Raw genomic sequence first — 19,130 nt, forward strand, 5'->3', positions numbered from 1 at the left:
AGCCTAAGTAATTTAAATTTTAAAAAAAGTGGCGAATCTGATATTAATTTTAAAATTTATATTTTGATCTATATTTATAAATTTTATTCCATAAAAGAGATAATTTATTGCTTTATCAAAAGACAAAAGCTTTTGTTCATGTAGGGAAATAAAATAGTTCACAATTTTTGCATCGAAATGAATATTCCGAACTAAATTTTGTGCAGCTTTGTCTCTTATTAATAAGGGGACTTTTATATCTAATTCAGTTAAATAATATTTATTAAAATAATCTTCATAATTTTCTAGTTCAGCTTTGAATTTTTTCCGCTTATGCTCATGAAAAACATAAATGTNTAATGTAATTGCGATAACGGTGGTTATAAACCCCAAAAAACTGGTGAAAGTATTTATATTATTCATATATTTTATTGAGTAAAAACTTTATTATTAAAAAAAAGCCCCGAAAAATCGAGGCTTCTTTACATTTCATGTGATTAACCAATCAACTTTTTCAATAACTCATTGACCTGAGCAGGGTTGGCTTTACCACGAGAAGCTTTCATGACTTGACCTACAAGACCGTTAAAGGCTTTTTCCTTACCAGACTTGTATTCTTCAACCATTTTCTCGTTTGCAGCAAGCACTTCTTTGATGATCGCTTCGATTGCACCAGTATCGGTTTCTTGCTTCAAACCTTTTTCAGCGATAATGGCATCGGCTGTTTGACCATTTGATTCCCACATGAAACCGAACACTTGTTTTGCGATCTTGCCACTAATCGTATTATCTACGATACGTGCGATCATTCCGCCAAGTTGTTCAGCAGACACTGGAGAATCAGACAACTCGAGACTAGCTTTGTTTAAAGCACCAGAGAATTCACCCATCACCCAGTTTGCAGATACTTTACCTTGAGCAGCACCGCCAGCAGCAGCGACCACGGCTTCATAGAAATCAGCCATTTCACGTGTCAGCGTTAATACATGTGCATCATACTCAGTTACACCGAAGTCAGCGACAAAACGCGCGCGACGTGCAGCAGGAAGTTCTGGAAGGGCTGCTCTGGCAGCTTCGATTTGCTCATCAGAGATGATCACAGGAAGCAAGTCAGGATCTGGGAAGTAACGGTAGTCGTTTGCTTCTTCTTTAGAACGCATAGAACGAGTTTCCATCTTCACTGGATCAAACAAGCGTGTTTCCTGATCGATTTCACCGCCGTACTCTAAAATATCCATTTGACGTTCGATTTCAACATTGATCGCCTGTTCAATGAAACGGAATGAGTTGAGGTTTTTCAACTCACAACGTGTACCGAACGGTTGACCAGGACGACGTAAAGATACGTTACAGTCAGCACGGAAAGAGCCTTCAGCCATGTTACCGTCAGAAATACCTAACCAACGTACCAAAGTGTGAATAGCCTTGATATAAGCGACAGCTTCTTCAACAGAACGCATATCTGGTTCTGATACGATCTCAAGAAGTGGTGTACCTGCACGGTTTAAATCGATACCAGACATGCCTTCGAACTGATCATGCACAGATTTGCCAGCATCTTCTTCCAGATGTGCACGTGTGACGCCTATACGCTTCACAGAGCCATCTTCAAGCTGGATGTCGATATGACCTAGGCCGACGATCGGATTGTCCATCTGGCTGATCTGGTAGCCTTTTGGAGAGTCTGGATAAAAATAGTTTTTACGTGCAAATACGGATGCCTGATCAATATACGCTTCGATACCCAAACCAAAGCGAATAGCCAAATCAACAACTTCTGCATTTAAGACAGGAAGAACGCCCGGCATCGCCAAATCGACAAGACTAGCTTGTGTATTTGGATCTTGACCAAATTCTGTAGAAGAACCTGAAAAGATTTTAGATTTGGTTGCAAGCTGAGTATGAATCTCGATACCAATGACCACTTCCCAGCCATCAATCAATTTAGATTTTTGAGCTTGAGTCATTATGCATTCTCCTCAGCAATAGCCGCACGCTTTGTGTGCCAGTCTGTATTTTGTTGGTATTGGTGAACAATCGACAACAATTGTGCTTCTGACCAGTAGTTACCGATCAATTGCAGACCAACAGGTAAATGACTAGCATCAAACCCAACAGGAGCATTGATCGCAGGTAAACCCGCAAGATTCACAGCAATGGTATAAATGTCACCTAGATACATTTCAACAGGGTCAAGTTTTGCACCGATCTTGTATGCAGTGGTTGGGGCAGAAGGTGCTGCAATTACATCAATATTTTCAAAGGCTTTAAGAAAATCTTGCTGAATAAGACGACGTACTTTCTGTGCCTTGACATAGTAAGCATCATAGTAACCTGCAGAAAGGGCATAAGTTCCGATCAGGATACGACGCTGTACTTCTGCACCAAAACCTTCTGAACGAGAACGTTTGTAAAGATCTAACAGGTCAGCAGGATTTTCACAGCGATAGCCGTAACGAACGCCATCATAACGGGATAGGTTAGATGATGCTTCTGCTGGAGCGATCAGATAGTAAGTTGGAACATAGGCTTCAGTCATGTTGAGATCAATTTCAACCAGTGTTGCACCCATTTCTTCGAGTTTTTTTAATGATTCTTCAACACGTGCTTTAACATCAGCATCTAAACCAACAACGTTAAAGTATTGTTTAGGAATACCAATGCGTAAACCTTTAACAGCGGTTGAATTAAGTTTTGCAACATAATCATCAACCTCTTTGTTTACTGAAGTTGAGTCTTTGAGGTCATGACCTGCAATGACATCCATCAGGTAAGCACAGTCTTCTGCTGAACGGGCGATTGGACCACCTTGGTCAAGTGAAGATGCATAGGCAATCATCCCGTAACGAGATACACGACCATAAGTCGGTTTTAAGCCAGTCAAACCACAAAATGAGGCAGGTTGACGGATAGAGCCGCCTGTGTCTGTACCTGTTGCAATTGGTGCAAGGTCTGCAGCAACTGCCGCAGCAGAGCCACCAGAAGACCCCCCTGGTACATGATCAAGTGCCCAAGGGTTACCTGTTGCACCAATGTATGAACTTTCTGAGGTTGAACCCATTGCGAATTCATCCATGTTCACTTTACCCAAAGTCACCAGACCCGCTTCTTTAGCTTTCGCTACGACGGTTGCGTCGTACGGAGAGATAAAGTTATCCAGCATTTTTGACCCTGCTGTGGTTTTAATGCCTTGAGTACAAAAAATATCTTTATGTGCAAGAGGAATACCTGTCAGGATTCCTGCCATGCCAGATTTGAGTAACCCATCTGCTGCATCGGCTTGAGCTAAAGCTTGTTCTGCGGTTACAGTCACATAACTTTTAACTTGTGTGTCGATCTTTGCAATACGGTTTAAATAGTGTTGAGTCAATTCGCGTGATGAGAACTGAGCGGTTTTTAAACCTTCAGACATTTCACGAATCGATAAGCGGTGTAAATCAGTCATGAGTACAATTCTTTACGTTAAATTCTAAAATAAGTTTCAACTGATTAAAAATTATTCAATCACGCGTGGTACAAGGTAATAACCATCTTGAACAGCAGGCGCTACGGCTTGATATTCTTCACGGTGGTTCGTTTCTGACACTTCATCCTTGCGTAATGGTTGTGGGTGATCAAATGGGCTCTTTAAAGGCTCAACACCCTCGGTATTTATGCCTTTTAAGCTTTCCATCATCCCCAAAATTTTATTTAAACTTTGAGCATATTCAGCTGATTGCGTATCATTGAGAGACAATCGAGCAAGATTTGCAATTTGTGATACAGTTTGCGCATCTAGATCTGAAGAATGCTGAGCATCCGATGTTGACATAGCGTCTTACCTAATCAGTATTAAAAAAAAATCAAAATATCGTGCGTTATAATAAGCGATTGACTTGTTCAAATCATCACATTTAGTTAAAGTTGCCATCTTGCGTCCACATAAAGTTTAACTGAGAACGACCCGTGATTCTAAAACGACTAATTGGCTTGTTTTCGCCAGATCTCGCCATTGATTTAGGTACTGCTAATACACTTATTTATGCACCAGGACGGGGCATTATTCTAAATGAACCGACAGTTGTGGCAATTCGTCATAGCGGTTCACAGAAAATTGTTGCTGCTGTAGGCTTAGATGCTAAGCAAATGTTAGGCCGTACGCCAGCAAATATTTCTGCAATTCGCCCGATGAAAGACGGTGTGATTGCAGATTTCGAAGTCACTGAAACCATGTTAAATCAATTTATTGGTAAAGTGCACGAAAAACGTTTATTTCCACCTGCACCACGTGTTGTTGTTTGTGTTCCTTGCAAATCGACGCTAGTTGAGCGCCGTGCTATCCGTGAGGCTGTGTTTAACGCAGGGGCACGTGATGTACGTTTAATTGAAGAGCCTATGGCTGCTGCGATTGGGGCGGGCATGCCAGTAGAACAAGCTTGTGGTTCGATGGTTGTAGATGTTGGCGGCGGTACAACCGAAATAGCAATTATTTCATTACAAGGTTGTGTGTACGCAGATTCTCTACGTATTGGCGGTGATGTATTTGATGAGCAGATTATCAACTATGTACGAAAAGCACATGGTTGTGTAATTGGTGAAACAACTGCTGAAACGATTAAAAAAGAAGTGGGGATGGCAGTTGCTGATGGTACGACTTTAGAAATTGAAGTGCGTGGCCGTAATTTAGCTGAAGGTGTGCCGCGTGCGATTACCGTTACTTCTGATGAAATTACTCAGGCGATCGCTGATCCATTACAAAGCATTGTATCGGCTGTTAAATCGGCACTTGAGCAAACTCCTCCCGAATTATCATCAGATATTGCCGAGCGTGGTATCGTGTTAACAGGTGGTGGAGCTTTACTTCGCAATCTTGATAAACTTTTAGCACAGGAAACAGGTTTGCCTGTGGTCGTTGCTGAAGATCCTCTGACCTGTGTCACTCGTGGTGGTGGTAAGGTACTGGAGTTCTTTGATAATCCTAACCACGATATGCTTTTTGTAGGCTAAGTTTTATAGATTAAGTTAAGGACGAGGCGGTGCAACCGAATCTCTTTTCAAGACAACCGCCATCCTTTCGTGCATTCATAATTGCAGTTTTCACGTGCTTTGTTGTTTTATTTGTAGACTGGCGCTTTCCGTACGTGGTGAAACCTGCAAGAGATGTGTTGTATGCGGCGTATAACCCTATTTATGCCCTAGCAAGCTATCCTGTATTGTCGAAAGAATGGTTAAATCAGCAGACTAAATCTGAGGCACAGCTTCGTCGTGAAAATACGGCGATGCAGGCAGAGTTGCTGCAGGCTCAAGTGCGTCTACAAAAACTATCAGAATTATCGGCTGAAAATACCCGACTACGAGGTTTACTGGATACACCACTCATTATTGATGGGCGTATGGAAATCGCAGAAGTGATTGGAACTGATGCAGATCCGCTTAGACACATCATCGTGATTAACCGTGGCGCAACCAGCCATCTGAAAGCTGGACAAACCGTTTTAGATGATAAAGGGATCATGGGGCAGATTATTAATGTCTATCCGCATAGCAGTCGTGTATTACTTCTTTCAGATAAAGAGCATTCCATTTCAGTACGTTTAGAACGTTCAGGAATGCGTGCAATTGTTTCTGGTACAGGTGATTATGGTCGTCTGGAAATGAAGTATGTACCAACGAGTGCGAATATAAAAATTGGCGAGAAGGTATTTAGTTCTGGTTTGGGACAGCATTTCCCAGCAGGTTATCTTGTGGGAACAGTATCTAAAGTGTTAAGACATAATTCTGGAGAATTTGCTTCAATAGAAGTGACACCAACAGCGCAACTTGCTGGTGGGCATCATGTTGTAGTGTTATTTTCTGACTCCTTAGCAGGGGAGCAACCTTATGTTGATCGCTAAGCGACTTCCATCTGATAAACCCAAAAAAGATCCACTTTTTATCATTATTTTTTCAGTGATTCTTGCATCAATTTTGATGATTTATCCACTGTCTTATAATGTATCAGGGTGGCGACCATTGTTTATGTTAATGGTCATGCTATTTTGGGTATTGTGTCAGCCAACGTGGTGTGGTGTCTGGTTTGCATTTGCCCTTGGCATTTTATCTGATTTGCTATTTGATACGCCGCTTGGACTAAATGCACTGAGTTTTGTAACAATCACTTTTATTGTGCGTTATTTTACTCGTGAGAGACGACTACTCACATTTAGCAATTTATGGGTGATTGCTGCATTTGCCATTACGGCTCATATCTTGTTTATGTTTCTTGTGCAAATTATGTCAGGTGTACATTTTTCCTTGACACGTCATTGGCAACCCTTACTGTCTAGTGTTCTATTCTGGCCAGTACTCTATTCTTTATTACAAAGATGGCGCATCTGATCCTTGCCTCAAGTTCACCTCGCAGGCGCGAGTTGCTGGAACAGTTGGGACTGGAATTTGAGATTCACAGTCCTGACATTGACGAGTCTATCCAGAATAATGAAACAGCACAGGACTACGTGCAGCGATTAGCATTCCAGAAAGCATATGCCATATTGAAAAATTATCCTGATGCAATTGTAATAGCAGCCGATACAAGCGTTGCAATAGATGATAAGATTATTGGAAAACCTGAATCCAAACAGCATGCATTTGATATCTGGCAGAAAATATCCGGGAGAATGCATGATGTCGTGACGGGTGTATGTGTCGCAACTCGTCATCAAAATGTTCAAAGCGTTGTGAGAACATCAGTTGAGTTTCAACACTTAAGTCTCATCGATATGGAAAATTATTGGGCGACTGGAGAACCACTCGGCAAGGCTGGCGCTTACGCGATCCAAGGCATTGCAGCACAGTACATTCCTCGTATTGAAGGAAGTTATAGTAATGTGGTGGGGCTTCCTTTACATGAGACAGTACAGTTATTAAAGGCTGTTAAGGTACTAAATTAACTGCTTTATTAAAAAGAATTTTTATAATGTTTCGAGTTTTAGTATGTCTGATGAGTTACTCATTAATGTTACACCCATGGAGTGTCGGGTAGCATTAATTGAAAATGGTACGGTCAATGAGTTATTTGTTGAACGCACAGTAAAAAGAGGTTTGGTTGGTAATATTTATAAAGGTAAAGTTGTGCGCGTACTCCCTGGTATGCAAGCTGCTTTCGTTGATATAGGCCTATCTCGAACTGCTTTTTTACATATCAATGATATGGTCTGGCCACGTAGTCAACCAACCCCCAATGTATTTGAACTTTTGCAACCAGGGCAAATACTAACAGTTCAAGTCATGAAAGATATGCTGGGAACAAAGGGAGCACGTTTAAGTACCGATCTTTCTATTCCTTCACGTTATCTGGTTCTTATGCCTTATGGTAATCATATTGGTGTATCTCAGCGCATAGAAGCCGAGGAGGAGCGTGATCGTTTACGTTCGATGATTGAACGAATTCAGCAAGAGCATCAGTTACCGGGTTCAGTGATTGTACGAACTGCTGCTGAGGGTATTGACGAGGCTTCAATTGCTCAGGATATGGCATATCTGGCTAAACTCTGGGAATATATACAACGTAAACAGAAAAGTATTGCAGTTCCTTCATTAATTTTTGAAGAACTGCCTTTGCCACAGCGTGTAATACGTGATCTGGCTAATGGAGAGACAGATAAAATTTATGTTGATTCACGTGAGATACACGGCAAGCTTTGTGAATTTATTGATGAGTTTGTTCCAGGTATGCAAAATCGTCTGATTCATTATCCTGGTGAGCGCCCGCTTTTCGATTTATACAATGTTGAAGAAGATATTCAAAAAGCATTACAGACACGTGTAGCTCTCAAATCAGGTGGCTATCTGATGATTGACCAGACTGAGGCGATGACGACTATTGATGTCAACACTGGCTCATATGTGGGTGGGCGTTCACTCGAAGATACCGTGTTTAAAACCAATATGGAAGCAACACAGGTTATTGCCCGCCAGCTCAGACTTCGAAATCTGGGAGGCATTATCATTATTGATTTCATTGATATGCAGGAAGCAACACATCGGGAAGAGGTGTTGAACCAGTTTGAAAAAATGCTGGAACGTGATCATGCCAAGACCAAAATTACTCAGGTTTCTGAACTTGGTTTAGTGGAAATGACACGCAAAAGAACACGTGAATCATTAGAGCATTTATTGTGTGAATCATGCCCTACCTGCCAAGGTCGTGGTTATGTTAAAACTGCTGAGACAGTATGTTACGAGATTTTTCGTGAAATTATGAGATATGCGCGTGCCTATGAATCTCAGAGTGGCTTTACTGTTGTTGCACATCCATCGGTGATAGATCGTTTATTAACAGCAGAAGCACCAGCTGTAGCAGATTTAGAGCATTTCGTGAATCGAGTTATCAAATTTCAAGTGGAAAATTTATATACTCAAGAGCAATATGATATCATTCTGAGCTAAAATTGTAACAGGATTTCACTAAATAGTTGTTACAACTGAAATTTTACATTTATATGCAGTTTCACCCATACTATTTGCAAGTAGCCAAAGACCTATGGTTTTAGATTTTTCGGTCTTAGCAAGTGAGGTTGAAAATGAATATTAGTGAGCAAATTTTAAAACGCGGATTAAAACATGTATTGGACGGTCAGAAGAAAAATACATGTTATATGCTAGATGAGAATGGTCGCGAAGTACAAATAACAAAAGCAATGGTCGTGACAGTGTGTCAACAGGTTCTCAAACAGTGTCGTAATATTAAAAATTAAGGGGTAATTTTAGCCCCCTTAATTTTTTGATGTGTATAGATTTTATAAGTACTATGCCTGTTTTAACACCTGATCATCTGTTGTTTTCTGTGGTATTTTTTTCTGCTGTGTTTGTACGATTTTTTCAAATTTTATTATTTCATCTTCTAGGTGGGTAAGCAGGTTTTGCATTTTAGGTAATGCATGTCTGCAAGCGATTAAGCCGACCTCCAGTTTGTCCTGATAACTGGTCATGGTAATATTCAGTGCTTGCCCATCAAGAACAATAGATGCAGGGTAGAGGGCATCTAGTTGAGCACCATTCCAGTAAAGTGGTTCACGTGGACCTGGGACATTGGAGATAACGAGATTGAAAGCCTGACGTTTTGGCATCATACCTGAAAGAATATTGAGTCCAGCTGGTCCATATACAAAAGCACTATAATTCAGAATTTGATTTGCATTCATCCGTTTAAAACGTTGTTTGGCATTCTGAACACTACGCTGTACGATATTTAGCCTTTCTAGAGGATCTTCTTTATGTGTGCCCAGATTGGCTAAAATCATGGTAATTCTGTTGCTGACATCGGAATCATCATCACGGATAGAAGCTGGAACCATCGCAATTAGCGGTTTTTTCGGCAAGCTATCTTGACTGACCAGATATTCACGTAATGCACCTGAACATATTGCCAGAACGATATCATTAATGGTTACACCGAGTGCTTTGGAGATGGTTCTCAGGCGGTCAAGTTCAAAGGACTGTGCTGCAAAGCGACGGGATGAGCTAACGCGCTGATTTAAAATACTGCTAGGTGCTTGAAAACTCGACACATAGTCAGGGTTTTTTCCCATATCGTTAAGAACAGTTTTTGTTAGTTCTTGAATCACTGTTGGCGCAGCTTCTATTTGTCCTTTTATGGTAGTTAAAACCTTTTTGATCTTACTGCTCTTAGGTTCTTTTAAACGTTTAGCACGTTTATTTTCAATGCACCATGGTGGGGTAATATGTTTGGTAGTAGGATCTTTTGAAAATGATTTTTCGAGTAAACGCATACCAGCAACACCATCTACCATGGCGTGATGAATTTTAAAATACATAGCAAAACGATTACCTTCGATCCCCTCAATAATATGACAGGTCCATAATGGTTTGGCTCGATCAATCAATGCACTGTGTTCTTGTGAAATGTAACTTAAAAGTTCACGGATGCGACCAGGTTGTGGAAGCGCAATATGGCGAAAGTGATGATCAATATCAAATTCTTCATCTTCATCCCAGAAGAGCCCATTCAAATAATTATTAAATGGAGCAACTGGAGTACTTTTGGAATTACGGATATCGGTAACCAGATCCTGGATAAAACTTGCAGGTGCATGTTCCGGGATCTGAAATAAAAACAAGCCCCCAACATGCATAGGCTGTTGACGTTTTTCTAAGGAAAGAAAAATAAAATCAATCGGATGTAAAGGACGCATATTTATATTTGCCTCACTGCAAAATCCAACAACTCCATTTGGGTGTTGTTTTTAGAATTATAGAACTACTTTAGATAGTATGATCGTTTTTAAGATCAAAAGCTAAATTTTTTAGTGAATATAAAGTAAAAAAAAGCTACTTTAAAAAGTAGCATTTTTAAAAAATTATTTTTTTAAATTACCCGCATGTAGACCACATTCTTTGTGTGTCGCTTCTTCCCACCACCAGCGTCCTTCTCGTTCATGCTGGTTGGGTAAAACTGGGCGTGTACAAGGTTCACAACCGATTGAAATAAAGCCCTTTTCATGTAAAGGATTATATGGAATCTCCATCATCCGGATATAATTCCAGACATCAGCACTAGACCAGTTTGCCAGAGGGTTGTATTTGATTAACTGTTTCCCTTCACCAGAAAAGCCCGAATCAGACTGAATAACAGGAATTTCATTACGCGTACCTGGGCTTTGGTCTTTGCGTTGACCTGTAATCCATCCATCCAGAGTTGCCAGTTTTTTACGAAGTGGCTGAACTTTGCGAATCCCGCAGCATTCCTGATGACCATCTTCAAAAAAGCTAAATAATCCCTTCTGATTTACCAAATTTTGAACTGCCTCAGACTCAGGGAAGCAGATCTCAATCTGGATATTATAATGTTTGCGGATGGTTTCCATAAACTGATAGGTTTCAGAATGCAAACGACCTGTATCCAGGCTGAATACACGAAAAGGTTTACCTAGATTTGAAGCCATATCAATTAAAACGACATCTTCTGCACCAGAGAATGAAATTGCAATTTCACCTTGCTGGTTCAAGGCAAGTTCTAAAATTTCTGTAGGAGATTTTTCTGCATACTCTGTAGCAAGTGCATCAACAATATCAATAGTCGGTATGGCTGTCATTTGTGTTCCTGGCAATTCGCTTGGATGCTAGCTTAGTCTTAATTCAATTAATTCTAAAGTAAATCAAATATCATGCTTAGCAGATTTAATAAAATAGATATACAAAAAATTGATTTATAAACCAAATGCTAGAATTTAAGCACTTTAATGATATGATATTGCCAATTTTTTTATGGCATTTGGGAGAACCCATGGAAATCGTATGTCTTGATCTAGAAGGTGTATTAGTTCCAGAAATTTGGATTAATTTTGCAAAAAAAACTGGAATTAAAGAGCTCGAAGCAACTACACGAGATATTCCAGACTACGATGTACTCATGACTCAACGTTTGAATATTCTAAAACAACATGGTTTAGGATTAAATGATATTCAAGCAGTGATTGCAGATATGGGACCTTTGCCTGGTGCAAAAGAATTTGTTGAATGGGTACGTACCCATTTTCAACTGGTTATTTTATCAGATACGTTTTATGAATTTGCTCATCCGTTAATGAAGCAACTTGGATGGCCAACTATTTTCTGTCATAAACTGGAAACTGATGAAAATGGTATGATTACAGCTTACAAGCTTCGTCAACCAGACCAGAAACGTCAGGCGGTAAAATCTTTACATGCATTAAACTTCCGTATCATCGCAGCTGGCGATTCTTATAATGATACGACTATGCTAGGTGAAGCAGATCATGGTTTTTTATTTGATGCACCTGATAACGTTATCGCAGAATTTCCACAGTTTCCAGCAATTCATGGTTATGACGCATTAAAAGAAGCGATTCGTAAAGTTTCTGTAAGAGATATTCCAGCATAATCTATTAAAAGGTTTAGTCCTGATAATAGGATATTTATTTTAAACAGACGCTTGATGGGTTTCATTGGGCGTTTTTGTTTTAGAGATCAATGTAGTTTCTGTCTACTATAAATTTCAATAGATTTTGTTATTTTCATATCATTTTCAACAAAATGATTATGGTGTTGTAGCTTAATTACTTATATAGGTAATTAAAAAGTGAAGTTAGTCCTCACTTTTTAATGTATTTATTTTCTTTTCACGACTAAAAGGTATGTAACCAGTCACGTTTATTGTGAAAGTCTGCGAGTGGGCTACTATGTTGCATGGCATAGTAGTGTTCACCTTTATGCGTGACTAAAACGGCACTTAAACCAATAAATAAATCTGACCAGTTTAATTTATGTTTCACCATAAAGTCAGTAAGATCAAGACTGACATTCAAGCCATAATGCGTACGTTTTAGCTGATTTAGCTCAATATCATAAGCAGGTTTTGGTGGCATGTCTTCAGGGTAGCGATATTCTTCAAATTGATAGGCTTGCCATGCTTCTGAGGGAGAAAGATTGATTTCACGGTAGTAATCTTCACCTTGAACACCAATAAATATTTCAAAACAGGTTTCTTGCCATAAAAAATCTTTACGTGGATGTGCCGCAACAGCTTCTGGATAAAGCAAAAGCTGATTTGGATCACGTAACCAGTATCCGACATTTAATGTATTTGGATTGACTTGTTCAATCGCACCGACAAGGGAGATGTCAAAAAAACGATCAAATGCATTCAGTTCATAACTTGCCATAAATGATTAGTATCTCAAAAGCGTTATGAACGCTATTTACTTAAATGGGCGTGGCGAACAAGATTGGAAAGTTTAGGATTTTGTTGTTTGGCTTTTTTATAAAGCAAAGCAACTTTCCCGATGGTTTGCACAACTTCAGAATTGCTGACATTTGCAATTTCTGTAATGATTGCACTACGGACTTCACGGTCTTCACCTGAAATTTTAATTTTAATCAGTTCATGATCATTTAATGCACGGTTGATTTCTTCAATGACATTTTCAGTTAAACCATGTCCGCCAATCATCACAACTGGATTTAATGCATGACCAATTTGACGTAAACGCTTGCGTTCTTGGATGGATAAAGCCGCCATAAAAAGATAACCTGATTTTAAAAACGACCTAGTATAGCAAATCCCAAAATTAAACGCTCAAAATTCTGTAGAAATAATTGATTAACATTATTGGAAAAAATATTAGAAAATGAGTTGAATTAGATACACATCGCTACTGCAAGTTGTTATATTTTACCGTACAATAATTTGCTAGATGTCAATTTTTTATAGAGAGTTATGGCTACACGCATTACCAATCAAAAGTTATCTAAAAGTAGCCGTGCGTGGATGAGAGAGCATCTGGATGATCCTTTTGTAAAAAAAGCACAAAAGGAAGGCTATCGTGCTCGTGCAGCGTATAAACTGCTTGAAATTCAAGAGAAATACAAATTAATTAAACCTGGTATGACTGTTGTCGATCTCGGTGCAGCACCTGGTAGCTGGTCGCAAATTGCAGGTAAGTTAGTTGGGGAGAAAGGTCTGGTTATTGCTTCAGATATTCTGGAGATGGATGCTTTACCTGATGTAACTTTCTTACAGGGTGATTTCCGCGAAGAAGAAGTTTTCGAAAAATTGTTAAATATTTTAAACGGACGCGCTGTTGACGTTGTAATTTCAGATATGGCCCCCAATACATCTGGTAATAGGGCTGTTGATCAACCTCGCCAGATATATTTATGTGAACTTGCGCTAGATTTTGCAAATAAGGTACTGGGACCTAATGGGCAATTTGTGGTAAAAGTATTCCAAGGCGTTGGCTTTGATGAATTTCGAAAGCAAGTTGTTGACAGTTTTGATGTGCTGAAAACAGCAAAACCTGCTGCTTCACGTGCACGTTCGAAAGAAGTTTTTTTAATTGGACAGGGCCGTAAAAAAGCATTGCGATAAAGTCTACTTGCCAAGTAGCTAAAAATTGTGCATTTTGTACGTTTTTAATTTATTGTGAAGCAAATTACTCGCTTTTGTTAAGGGTCACCCAACTGTGGGCAAGATCAAATTAGATTGATATGGGAATAAAGCTTTGAGCGATCTCTTCAAAAATGCCGTATTGTGGCTAGTTATTCTAGGTGTGCTGATTTTAATTTTCAGTAACATCAGTGACCGCAATAAGCCTGCATCAATGAACTATTCTGAGTTCGTTGCAGCGGTGAATGCCGGTCAGATTAAGCAAGTCACAATTGATGGTGAAAGAATAAGTGGCGAAAAAACTAATGGATCGGACTTTGAAAGTATTCGCCCAGCGGTTCAAGATCCTGAACTTATGCCTAACCTTATCAAAAACAAAGTTGTTGTTGAGGGCACTGCGCCACAACGCCAAGGTTTGTTAATGCAGCTGCTTATTGCGAGCTTCCCTGTACTATTGATTATTCTATTATTCATGTTCTTTATGCGTAACATGGGTGGTGGTGCAGGTGGTAAGAACGGTCCGATGAGTTTTGGTAAATCAAAAGCAAAAATGCTTTCTGAAGACCAAATCAAAGTGACATTTCAAGATGTAGCTGGCTGTGATGAAGCAAAACAAGAAGTTGTTGAAATTGTCGATTTCTTGAAAGACCCTGCCAAATTTAAACGTTTAGGTGCAACAATTCCTAAAGGCGTATTGATGGTTGGTCCTCCTGGTACAGGTAAGACGTTACTTGCAAAAGCAATTGCAGGTGAGGCTAAAGTTCCATTTTTTAGTATTTCTGGTTCTGACTTTGTAGAAATGTTTGTTGGTGTTGGTGCATCTCGTGTACGTGACATGTTTGAACAGGCAAAACGACATGCGCCATGTATCATCTTTATTGATGAGATTGATGCAGTAGGTCGTCATCGTGGTTCAGGTACTGGTGGTGGTCATGATGAGCGTGAGCAAACACTTAACCAGATGCTTGTTGAAATGGATGGTTTTGAAGGTAATGAAGGTATTATCGTTATTGCTGCCACAAACCGTGCCGATGTTTTAGATAAAGCTTTACTTCGTCCAGGTCGTTTTGACCGTCAGGTTATGGTTGGTTTACCAGATATTAAAGGCCGTGAACAAATCTTGAATGTTCACTTGAAAAAATTGCCTTCAGTCACTGGTGTGGATATTAAGGTTCTTGCACGTGGTACACCTGGATTCTCTGGTGCGCAATTGGCAAACCTTGTAAATGAGGCTGCGTTGTTTGCTGCTCGCCGTAACAAGAATACTGTCGATATGCATGACTTTGAAGATGCTAAAGACAAGATCTATATGGGACCCGAGCGTAAATCGATGGTACTTCGTGAAGAAGAGCGTCGTGCAACTGCATACCATGAATCTGGTCATGCTATCGTGGCTGAATTGCTTCCAGGAACAGACCCTGTTCACAAAGTGACGATTATGCCACGTGGTTGGGCATTAGGTGTAACTTGGCAGTTACCTGAGTTTGACCAGACTAGCCACTATAAAGACAAAATGTTGAATGAAATTTCGATTTTGTTTGGTGGTCGTATTGCTGAAGAAATTTTTGTAGGTCAGCAATCAACAGGTGCATCTAATGACTTTGAACGCGCAACAAAAATGGCGCGAGCAATGGTAACCAAATATGGTATGTCCGATAAGCTTGGTGTAATGGTTTACGAAGATGATTCACAGCAATCATTCTTGGGTAGTATTGGTAGCCGTACGATTTCAGAAGCAACTCAACAGCAAGTTGATGCTGAAGTGCGTCGTATTATTGACGAACAGTACCGTATTGCACGTGATCTTTTAGAAAATAATAAAGATATTGCACATGCGATGGTAAAAGCATTAATGGAATGGGAAACGATTGATCGTGAACAAGTCCGTGACATTATGGAAGGTCGTGAACCAAAACCACCTAAAGTTTATGTTGCTGAAAATCCTGTGATTGATGTAACACCAACCGATGGTCCTTCAACACCTCCACCATTACCTGCTAGTTAATTAGAATGTTGAAAAAGAGTCTCTTATGAGGCTCTTTTTTATATTGAGGTTTTCTATAATGACTTGAAAAGTTTTCAAACATCGCATTGTGAGAGTTGTTAGAATTGATTCCAAATTTAAATTAAGGAGAGTCTCATGCGGTTAATGCCATTACCAAAGCAAGTTTTAAAATGTGGGCATTTGAGTCTGGATTTATCTATACCGCATGTTATGGGAATTTTAAATGTAACACCAGATTCATTTAGTGATGGTGGAAAGCATAATGAAAAAGATCAAGCTGTAGCATACGCATTAAAAATGATTGAGGATGGTGCGACGGTTATAGATATTGGTGGGGAATCTACTCGACCAGGTGCATCTCCTGTATCAGTTGATGAAGAGATTTGTCGTGTTATACCAGTAGTCGAGGCTTTATCTAAGCATAATGTAGTGTTATCTATCGATACTTCAGAGCCAGAAGTTATTAAAGCCGCTGTAAGAGCGGGTGCACATATTTGGAATGATGTACGGGCATTAACTCGCCCCAAAGCTTTGGAAACAGCTTCCGAACTTGATATACCTGTGATTATCATGCATATGCGTGGTGAACCAACAACAATGAATAATCTTGATCAATATGATGATATTACAGAAGATGTTATTCTGGAATTGAAACAACGAGTTGAAGATGCGATCAAAGCGGGTGTAAAATCCGAAAATATCCTGATAGATCCAGGTTTTGGCTTTGCAAAGAATGCTAAGCAAAATCTTAAACTTTTAAATGAATTTTATAAATTAAATGAAATGGGATATCCAATACTTTCGGCTTTATCCCGAAAGCGTTTTATTGGTGAAGCGCTTAATGGTGCCGATGCTCAAAATCGTGCTGTAGGAAGTGTTACAGCGCATTTAATGAGTATCCAGCAAGGTGCCTGTATGGTCAGAGCACATGATGTTAAAGCAATGAGTGATGCGATAAAAGTTTGGCGGGCGACTGTTCTTCTTTAAATTTAAAAGAATATTAAGATCATTATATCACTTGGTTTNTTTATCCAATCATATATGCTAAAGACTTAAGCGACTGTTTAAGTCTTTTTTTATAATTATGGGTTAAAATGAAAACACAAATAAAATTACTTACACTGGCGGTGACAACACTTATAGTTACTGGATGCTCAAAACTTCATAATACGAATACAAGCGTAACCGAGATAGTCTCTGAACCTACAATATCCCCAGTATATGCACCAGCACCTGTTTCACCGTTAAGTAAGCAAAGATCTGCAAGTGGAAACTCACTTGGTCCTCAACGAATACTTTCGGCATATACTTATCCTGATTTTTCCCGTCCAAATGTAAATACTGAGAAATATCAAAATCTAGAACAAAATCCTGTGCACGAAGTGCTTAAAGAACCTATATCTACTTTTAGTATTGATGTAGATACTGGAAGTTATGCAAATGTACGACGTTTTCTTGAAAAAGAGGGGAGATTGCCTCCTATAGATGCAGTACGTGTAGAAGAAATGGTGAATTATTTTAATTATTCTTATCCAAATCCAGCAGGACAGCACCCATTTTCAATCAATACTGAAGTTGTAGATTCACCATGGAAAAAAAATGCGAGGCTTATCAAAATTGGAATAAAAGCCAAAGATATTGAAACTCAGCAATTACCACCAGCAAACCTGGTTTTTCTTATTGATATTTCTGGCAGCATGGATATGCCTGATAAATTACCATTGGTAAAGAAAACACTCAGGCTTTTGACTGAACAGCTCCGCCCTCAGGACAAAGTAACTCTGATTACTTATGCAAGTGGAGAGAAGCTTGTATTAGAGACTACTTCGGGAAATCAAAAAGATAAAATTTTAAGAGTGATTAATGGACTGAGAGCTGGAGGTTCCACTGCAGGAGAAAGTGCCATACAACTTGCTTATAAAGAAGCAGAAAAATCTTTCATTAAGAATGGAATCAATCGTATTTTAATTGCAACTGATGGTGATTTTAATGTTGGTATTACTGATTTTGAAACATTAAAGGGAATGGTTGCAGAAAAACGAAAGAGTGGTATTTCATTGACTACACTAGGGTTTGGAACCGGAAATTATAATGAAAAATTGATGGAACAATTGGCAGATGCAGGAGATGGAAATTATAGTTATATTGACACTGAAAAAGAGGCAAAAAAAGTGTTACAAAGGCAGCTTTCCTCGACACTTGCAACTGTTGCTCAAGATGTCAAAATTCAGGTCGAGTTCAATCCTGTTACTGTGAAAGAATATCGCTTGGTTGGATATGAAAATAGAATATTAAAACAAGAAGATTTCAATAATGATCGTGTAGATGCAGGAGATATTGGTGCAGGACACACAGTGACAGCATTTTATGAAATTATCCCTGTAGGTCAAAAGGGATGGCTGAATGAATCACGCTATCAAGCTAATCAGAATGTGATAGATTCGCAAAAAAATAAAGAATACGCTTTCCTGAATTTACGTTATAAACAACCACAACAAAAAAATAGCATTTTGCTTAGTCAGCCGATCACAGTAAAAACTCAACCATTAAATCAGGCTTCTGAAGATACTCGGTTTGCAATAGCTGTAGCTTCATATGCGCAACAGCTAAAAGGTGGCTCATATAATGGTGAGATGAAATGGCAGGATATTATTACCTTAGCAGAAAGTTCGAAAAAGAAAGATGATTTTGGCTTGAGACAAGAATTTATCGACCTGGCTAAAATTGCTAAAAGTTTAAGTTCAAGCCCTAAAGAATAGGTGAGTTGAGTAAAATTTAAATCTGCTCAATCAGTTTTTACAATTTGGTGTTTTGTATACTTTATGTTATATAAGCCTGCATAATTGTTATGCTATTTTTTTGTAGGTTTATATGTTCCAAGACATACTTCTCCCAATGTATGACGATGACTATTACCCTGATATTTTAGTCGCCGAAGTTAAAGCCTTAATCGAGAATTTTGCAAAAAAAGTTGATAAAACTGATTTATCCGAAACAGATATTTATCAATTTGCTAATAAAACAGTTTCTGAAATCAATGAGATGAAACCACAATTCGAAGATTTGGACTCCTCTCTTGATGATACTGCAGCCGATTATATAGCTGAAGCAATGATGATGATTGTTCAGGATGCAGGTTATCTCGATATTGAAATGGAAGAACTTGTTTCAAGCAGAGAGTGGTAATTACTCTCTGCTTTTATCAGGCTCTTAATAATAAATTAAGTTATTTATCATATAAAATAGTCTACTTAATCT

General features: G+C 39.0%; 19 protein-coding genes. 12 read left to right on the plus strand and 7 right to left on the minus strand.

What is annotated here, in order from left to right; all coding sequences use genetic code 11:
* Positions 1–476 precede the first annotated feature (476 nt).
* Genes gatB through gatC form a run of 3 tightly spaced genes read right to left on the minus strand, consistent with a single transcriptional unit; the run spans position 477 to position 3,790 of the window.
* Positions 477–1,946 carry an Asp-tRNA(Asn)/Glu-tRNA(Gln) amidotransferase subunit GatB gene (gatB, locus tag KPC_RS07995; RefSeq protein ID WP_121973859.1) on the minus strand — a complete coding sequence of 490 codons (1,470 nt, stop codon included), beginning with the start codon at positions 1,944–1,946 and terminating at the stop codon, positions 477–479.
* On the minus strand, positions 1,946–3,424 hold the full coding sequence (gene gatA / locus KPC_RS08000; RefSeq protein ID WP_121973860.1) for an Asp-tRNA(Asn)/Glu-tRNA(Gln) amidotransferase subunit GatA: 1,479 nt from the start codon (positions 3,422–3,424) through the stop codon (positions 1,946–1,948). Before gatA ends, gatB begins: the two co-directional genes overlap by 1 nt.
* 51 nt (positions 3,425–3,475) lie before the next feature.
* On the minus strand, positions 3,476–3,790 hold the full coding sequence (gene gatC, locus KPC_RS08005) for an Asp-tRNA(Asn)/Glu-tRNA(Gln) amidotransferase subunit GatC (RefSeq protein WP_121973861.1): 315 nt from the start codon (positions 3,788–3,790) through the stop codon (positions 3,476–3,478).
* A 134-nt stretch (positions 3,791–3,924) separates the two neighbouring features.
* On the opposite strand from gatC, the gene KPC_RS08010 reads away from it, so the two are divergent.
* The 6 genes from KPC_RS08010 (at position 3,925) to KPC_RS20335 (ending at position 8,696) form a co-directional block, all read left to right on the plus strand.
* Positions 3,925–4,965, plus strand: coding sequence for a rod shape-determining protein (locus KPC_RS08010; protein ID WP_068973438.1), 1,041 nt, complete (start codon positions 3,925–3,927; stop codon positions 4,963–4,965).
* A 29-nt stretch (positions 4,966–4,994) separates the two neighbouring features.
* Complete coding sequence (gene mreC / locus KPC_RS08015) at positions 4,995–5,852, plus strand: rod shape-determining protein MreC (protein WP_121973862.1); 858 nt, start codon at positions 4,995–4,997, stop codon at positions 5,850–5,852.
* Positions 5,839–6,336 (plus strand): rod shape-determining protein MreD, encoded by a 498-nt coding sequence (gene mreD, locus KPC_RS08020; protein WP_121973863.1) that lies wholly within the window; start codon positions 5,839–5,841, stop codon positions 6,334–6,336. Before mreC ends, mreD begins: the two co-directional genes overlap by 14 nt.
* Positions 6,324–6,890: a Maf family nucleotide pyrophosphatase gene (locus KPC_RS08025; RefSeq protein ID WP_121973864.1), complete on the plus strand. Its 567-nt coding sequence runs from the start codon at positions 6,324–6,326 to the stop codon at positions 6,888–6,890. Before mreD ends, KPC_RS08025 begins: the two co-directional genes overlap by 13 nt.
* Before the next feature lie 43 nt (positions 6,891–6,933).
* Positions 6,934–8,388: a ribonuclease G gene (gene rng, locus KPC_RS08030; RefSeq protein ID WP_121973865.1), complete on the plus strand. Its 1,455-nt coding sequence runs from the start codon at positions 6,934–6,936 to the stop codon at positions 8,386–8,388.
* Between the two features lie 134 nt (positions 8,389–8,522).
* Positions 8,523–8,696 carry a PA1571 family protein gene (locus KPC_RS20335; RefSeq protein WP_171334442.1) on the plus strand — a complete coding sequence of 58 codons (174 nt, stop codon included), beginning with the start codon at positions 8,523–8,525 and terminating at the stop codon, positions 8,694–8,696.
* 51 nt (positions 8,697–8,747) lie between these two features.
* Here the strand turns inward: KPC_RS20335 and KPC_RS08035 are convergent, their stop codons facing one another.
* Complete coding sequence (locus KPC_RS08035) at positions 8,748–10,154, minus strand: WS/DGAT/MGAT family O-acyltransferase (protein ID WP_121973866.1); 1,407 nt, start codon at positions 10,152–10,154, stop codon at positions 8,748–8,750.
* Between the two features lie 165 nt (positions 10,155–10,319).
* On the minus strand, positions 10,320–11,054 hold the full coding sequence (locus tag KPC_RS08040) for a phosphoadenylyl-sulfate reductase (RefSeq protein WP_121973867.1): 735 nt from the start codon (positions 11,052–11,054) through the stop codon (positions 10,320–10,322).
* 191 nt (positions 11,055–11,245) lie between these two features.
* Here KPC_RS08040 and thrH point away from each other — a divergent pair, with 191 nt between their 5' ends.
* Entirely contained in the window at positions 11,246–11,863 is a 618-nt protein-coding gene (gene thrH / locus KPC_RS08045) for a bifunctional phosphoserine phosphatase/homoserine phosphotransferase ThrH (RefSeq protein WP_121973875.1), read from the plus strand.
* A 244-nt stretch (positions 11,864–12,107) separates the two neighbouring features.
* On the opposite strand, the gene KPC_RS08050 is transcribed toward thrH, so the two are convergent.
* Positions 12,108–12,644, minus strand: coding sequence for a DOMON-like domain-containing protein (locus KPC_RS08050; RefSeq protein WP_121973868.1), 537 nt, complete (start codon positions 12,642–12,644; stop codon positions 12,108–12,110).
* 32 nt (positions 12,645–12,676) lie between these two features.
* The gene (yhbY, locus tag KPC_RS08055) at positions 12,677–13,000 is read right to left on the minus strand and encodes a ribosome assembly RNA-binding protein YhbY (RefSeq protein ID WP_121973869.1); all 324 of its coding nucleotides are present in this window, start codon (positions 12,998–13,000) and stop codon (positions 12,677–12,679) included.
* A gap of 198 nt (positions 13,001–13,198) precedes the next feature.
* On the opposite strand from yhbY, the gene rlmE reads away from it, so the two are divergent.
* The 5 genes from rlmE to KPC_RS08080 all read left to right on the plus strand — a co-directional run bounded on the left by rlmE (position 13,199) and on the right by KPC_RS08080 (position 19,058).
* Complete coding sequence (gene rlmE, locus KPC_RS08060; RefSeq protein WP_121973870.1) at positions 13,199–13,849, plus strand: 23S rRNA (uridine(2552)-2'-O)-methyltransferase RlmE; 651 nt, start codon at positions 13,199–13,201, stop codon at positions 13,847–13,849.
* A gap of 133 nt (positions 13,850–13,982) precedes the next feature.
* Positions 13,983–15,872: an ATP-dependent zinc metalloprotease FtsH gene (gene ftsH, locus KPC_RS08065; protein WP_121973871.1), complete on the plus strand. Its 1,890-nt coding sequence runs from the start codon at positions 13,983–13,985 to the stop codon at positions 15,870–15,872.
* Between the two features lie 135 nt (positions 15,873–16,007).
* Positions 16,008–16,859 (plus strand): dihydropteroate synthase, encoded by an 852-nt coding sequence (gene folP, locus KPC_RS08070; protein ID WP_121973872.1) that lies wholly within the window; start codon positions 16,008–16,010, stop codon positions 16,857–16,859.
* A 107-nt stretch (positions 16,860–16,966) separates the two neighbouring features.
* On the plus strand, positions 16,967–18,631 hold the full coding sequence (locus KPC_RS08075) for a vWA domain-containing protein (RefSeq protein ID WP_121973873.1): 1,665 nt from the start codon (positions 16,967–16,969) through the stop codon (positions 18,629–18,631).
* 112 nt (positions 18,632–18,743) lie between these two features.
* Positions 18,744–19,058 (plus strand): DUF5713 family protein, encoded by a 315-nt coding sequence (locus tag KPC_RS08080; RefSeq protein ID WP_121973874.1) that lies wholly within the window; start codon positions 18,744–18,746, stop codon positions 19,056–19,058.
* Positions 19,059–19,130: the final 72 nt, after the last annotated feature.

Origin of the sequence: Acinetobacter stercoris, from assembly GCF_900323515.1 — a bacterium.
GTDB lineage: Bacteria > Pseudomonadota > Gammaproteobacteria > Pseudomonadales > Moraxellaceae > Acinetobacter > Acinetobacter stercoris.

Coding starts and splice junctions, on each gene's coding strand:
- gatB (WP_121973859.1), bottom strand. CDS start 1,946: ATGACTCAAGCTCAAAAATCTAAATTGATTGATGGCTGGGAAGTGGTC.
- gatA (WP_121973860.1), bottom strand. CDS start 3,424: ATGACTGATTTACACCGCTTATCGATTCGTGAAATGTCTGAAGGTTTA.
- gatC (WP_121973861.1), bottom strand. CDS start 3,790: ATGTCAACATCGGATGCTCAGCATTCTTCAGATCTAGATGCGCAAACT.
- mreD (WP_121973863.1), top strand. CDS start 5,839: ATGTTGATCGCTAAGCGACTTCCATCTGATAAACCCAAAAAAGATCCA.
- KPC_RS08025 (WP_121973864.1), top strand. CDS start 6,324: ATGGCGCATCTGATCCTTGCCTCAAGTTCACCTCGCAGGCGCGAGTTG.
- rng (WP_121973865.1), top strand. CDS start 6,934: ATGTCTGATGAGTTACTCATTAATGTTACACCCATGGAGTGTCGGGTA.
- KPC_RS20335 (WP_171334442.1), top strand. CDS start 8,523: ATGAATATTAGTGAGCAAATTTTAAAACGCGGATTAAAACATGTATTG.
- KPC_RS08035 (WP_121973866.1), bottom strand. CDS start 10,154: ATGCGTCCTTTACATCCGATTGATTTTATTTTTCTTTCCTTAGAAAAA.
- KPC_RS08040 (WP_121973867.1), bottom strand. CDS start 11,054: ATGACAGCCATACCGACTATTGATATTGTTGATGCACTTGCTACAGAG.
- thrH (WP_121973875.1), top strand. CDS start 11,246: ATGGAAATCGTATGTCTTGATCTAGAAGGTGTATTAGTTCCAGAAATT.
- KPC_RS08050 (WP_121973868.1), bottom strand. CDS start 12,644: ATGGCAAGTTATGAACTGAATGCATTTGATCGTTTTTTTGACATCTCC.
- yhbY (WP_121973869.1), bottom strand. CDS start 13,000: ATGGCGGCTTTATCCATCCAAGAACGCAAGCGTTTACGTCAAATTGGT.
- rlmE (WP_121973870.1), top strand. CDS start 13,199: ATGGCTACACGCATTACCAATCAAAAGTTATCTAAAAGTAGCCGTGCG.
- folP (WP_121973872.1), top strand. CDS start 16,008: ATGCGGTTAATGCCATTACCAAAGCAAGTTTTAAAATGTGGGCATTTG.
- KPC_RS08075 (WP_121973873.1), top strand. CDS start 16,967: ATGAAAACACAAATAAAATTACTTACACTGGCGGTGACAACACTTATA.
- KPC_RS08080 (WP_121973874.1), top strand. CDS start 18,744: ATGTTCCAAGACATACTTCTCCCAATGTATGACGATGACTATTACCCT.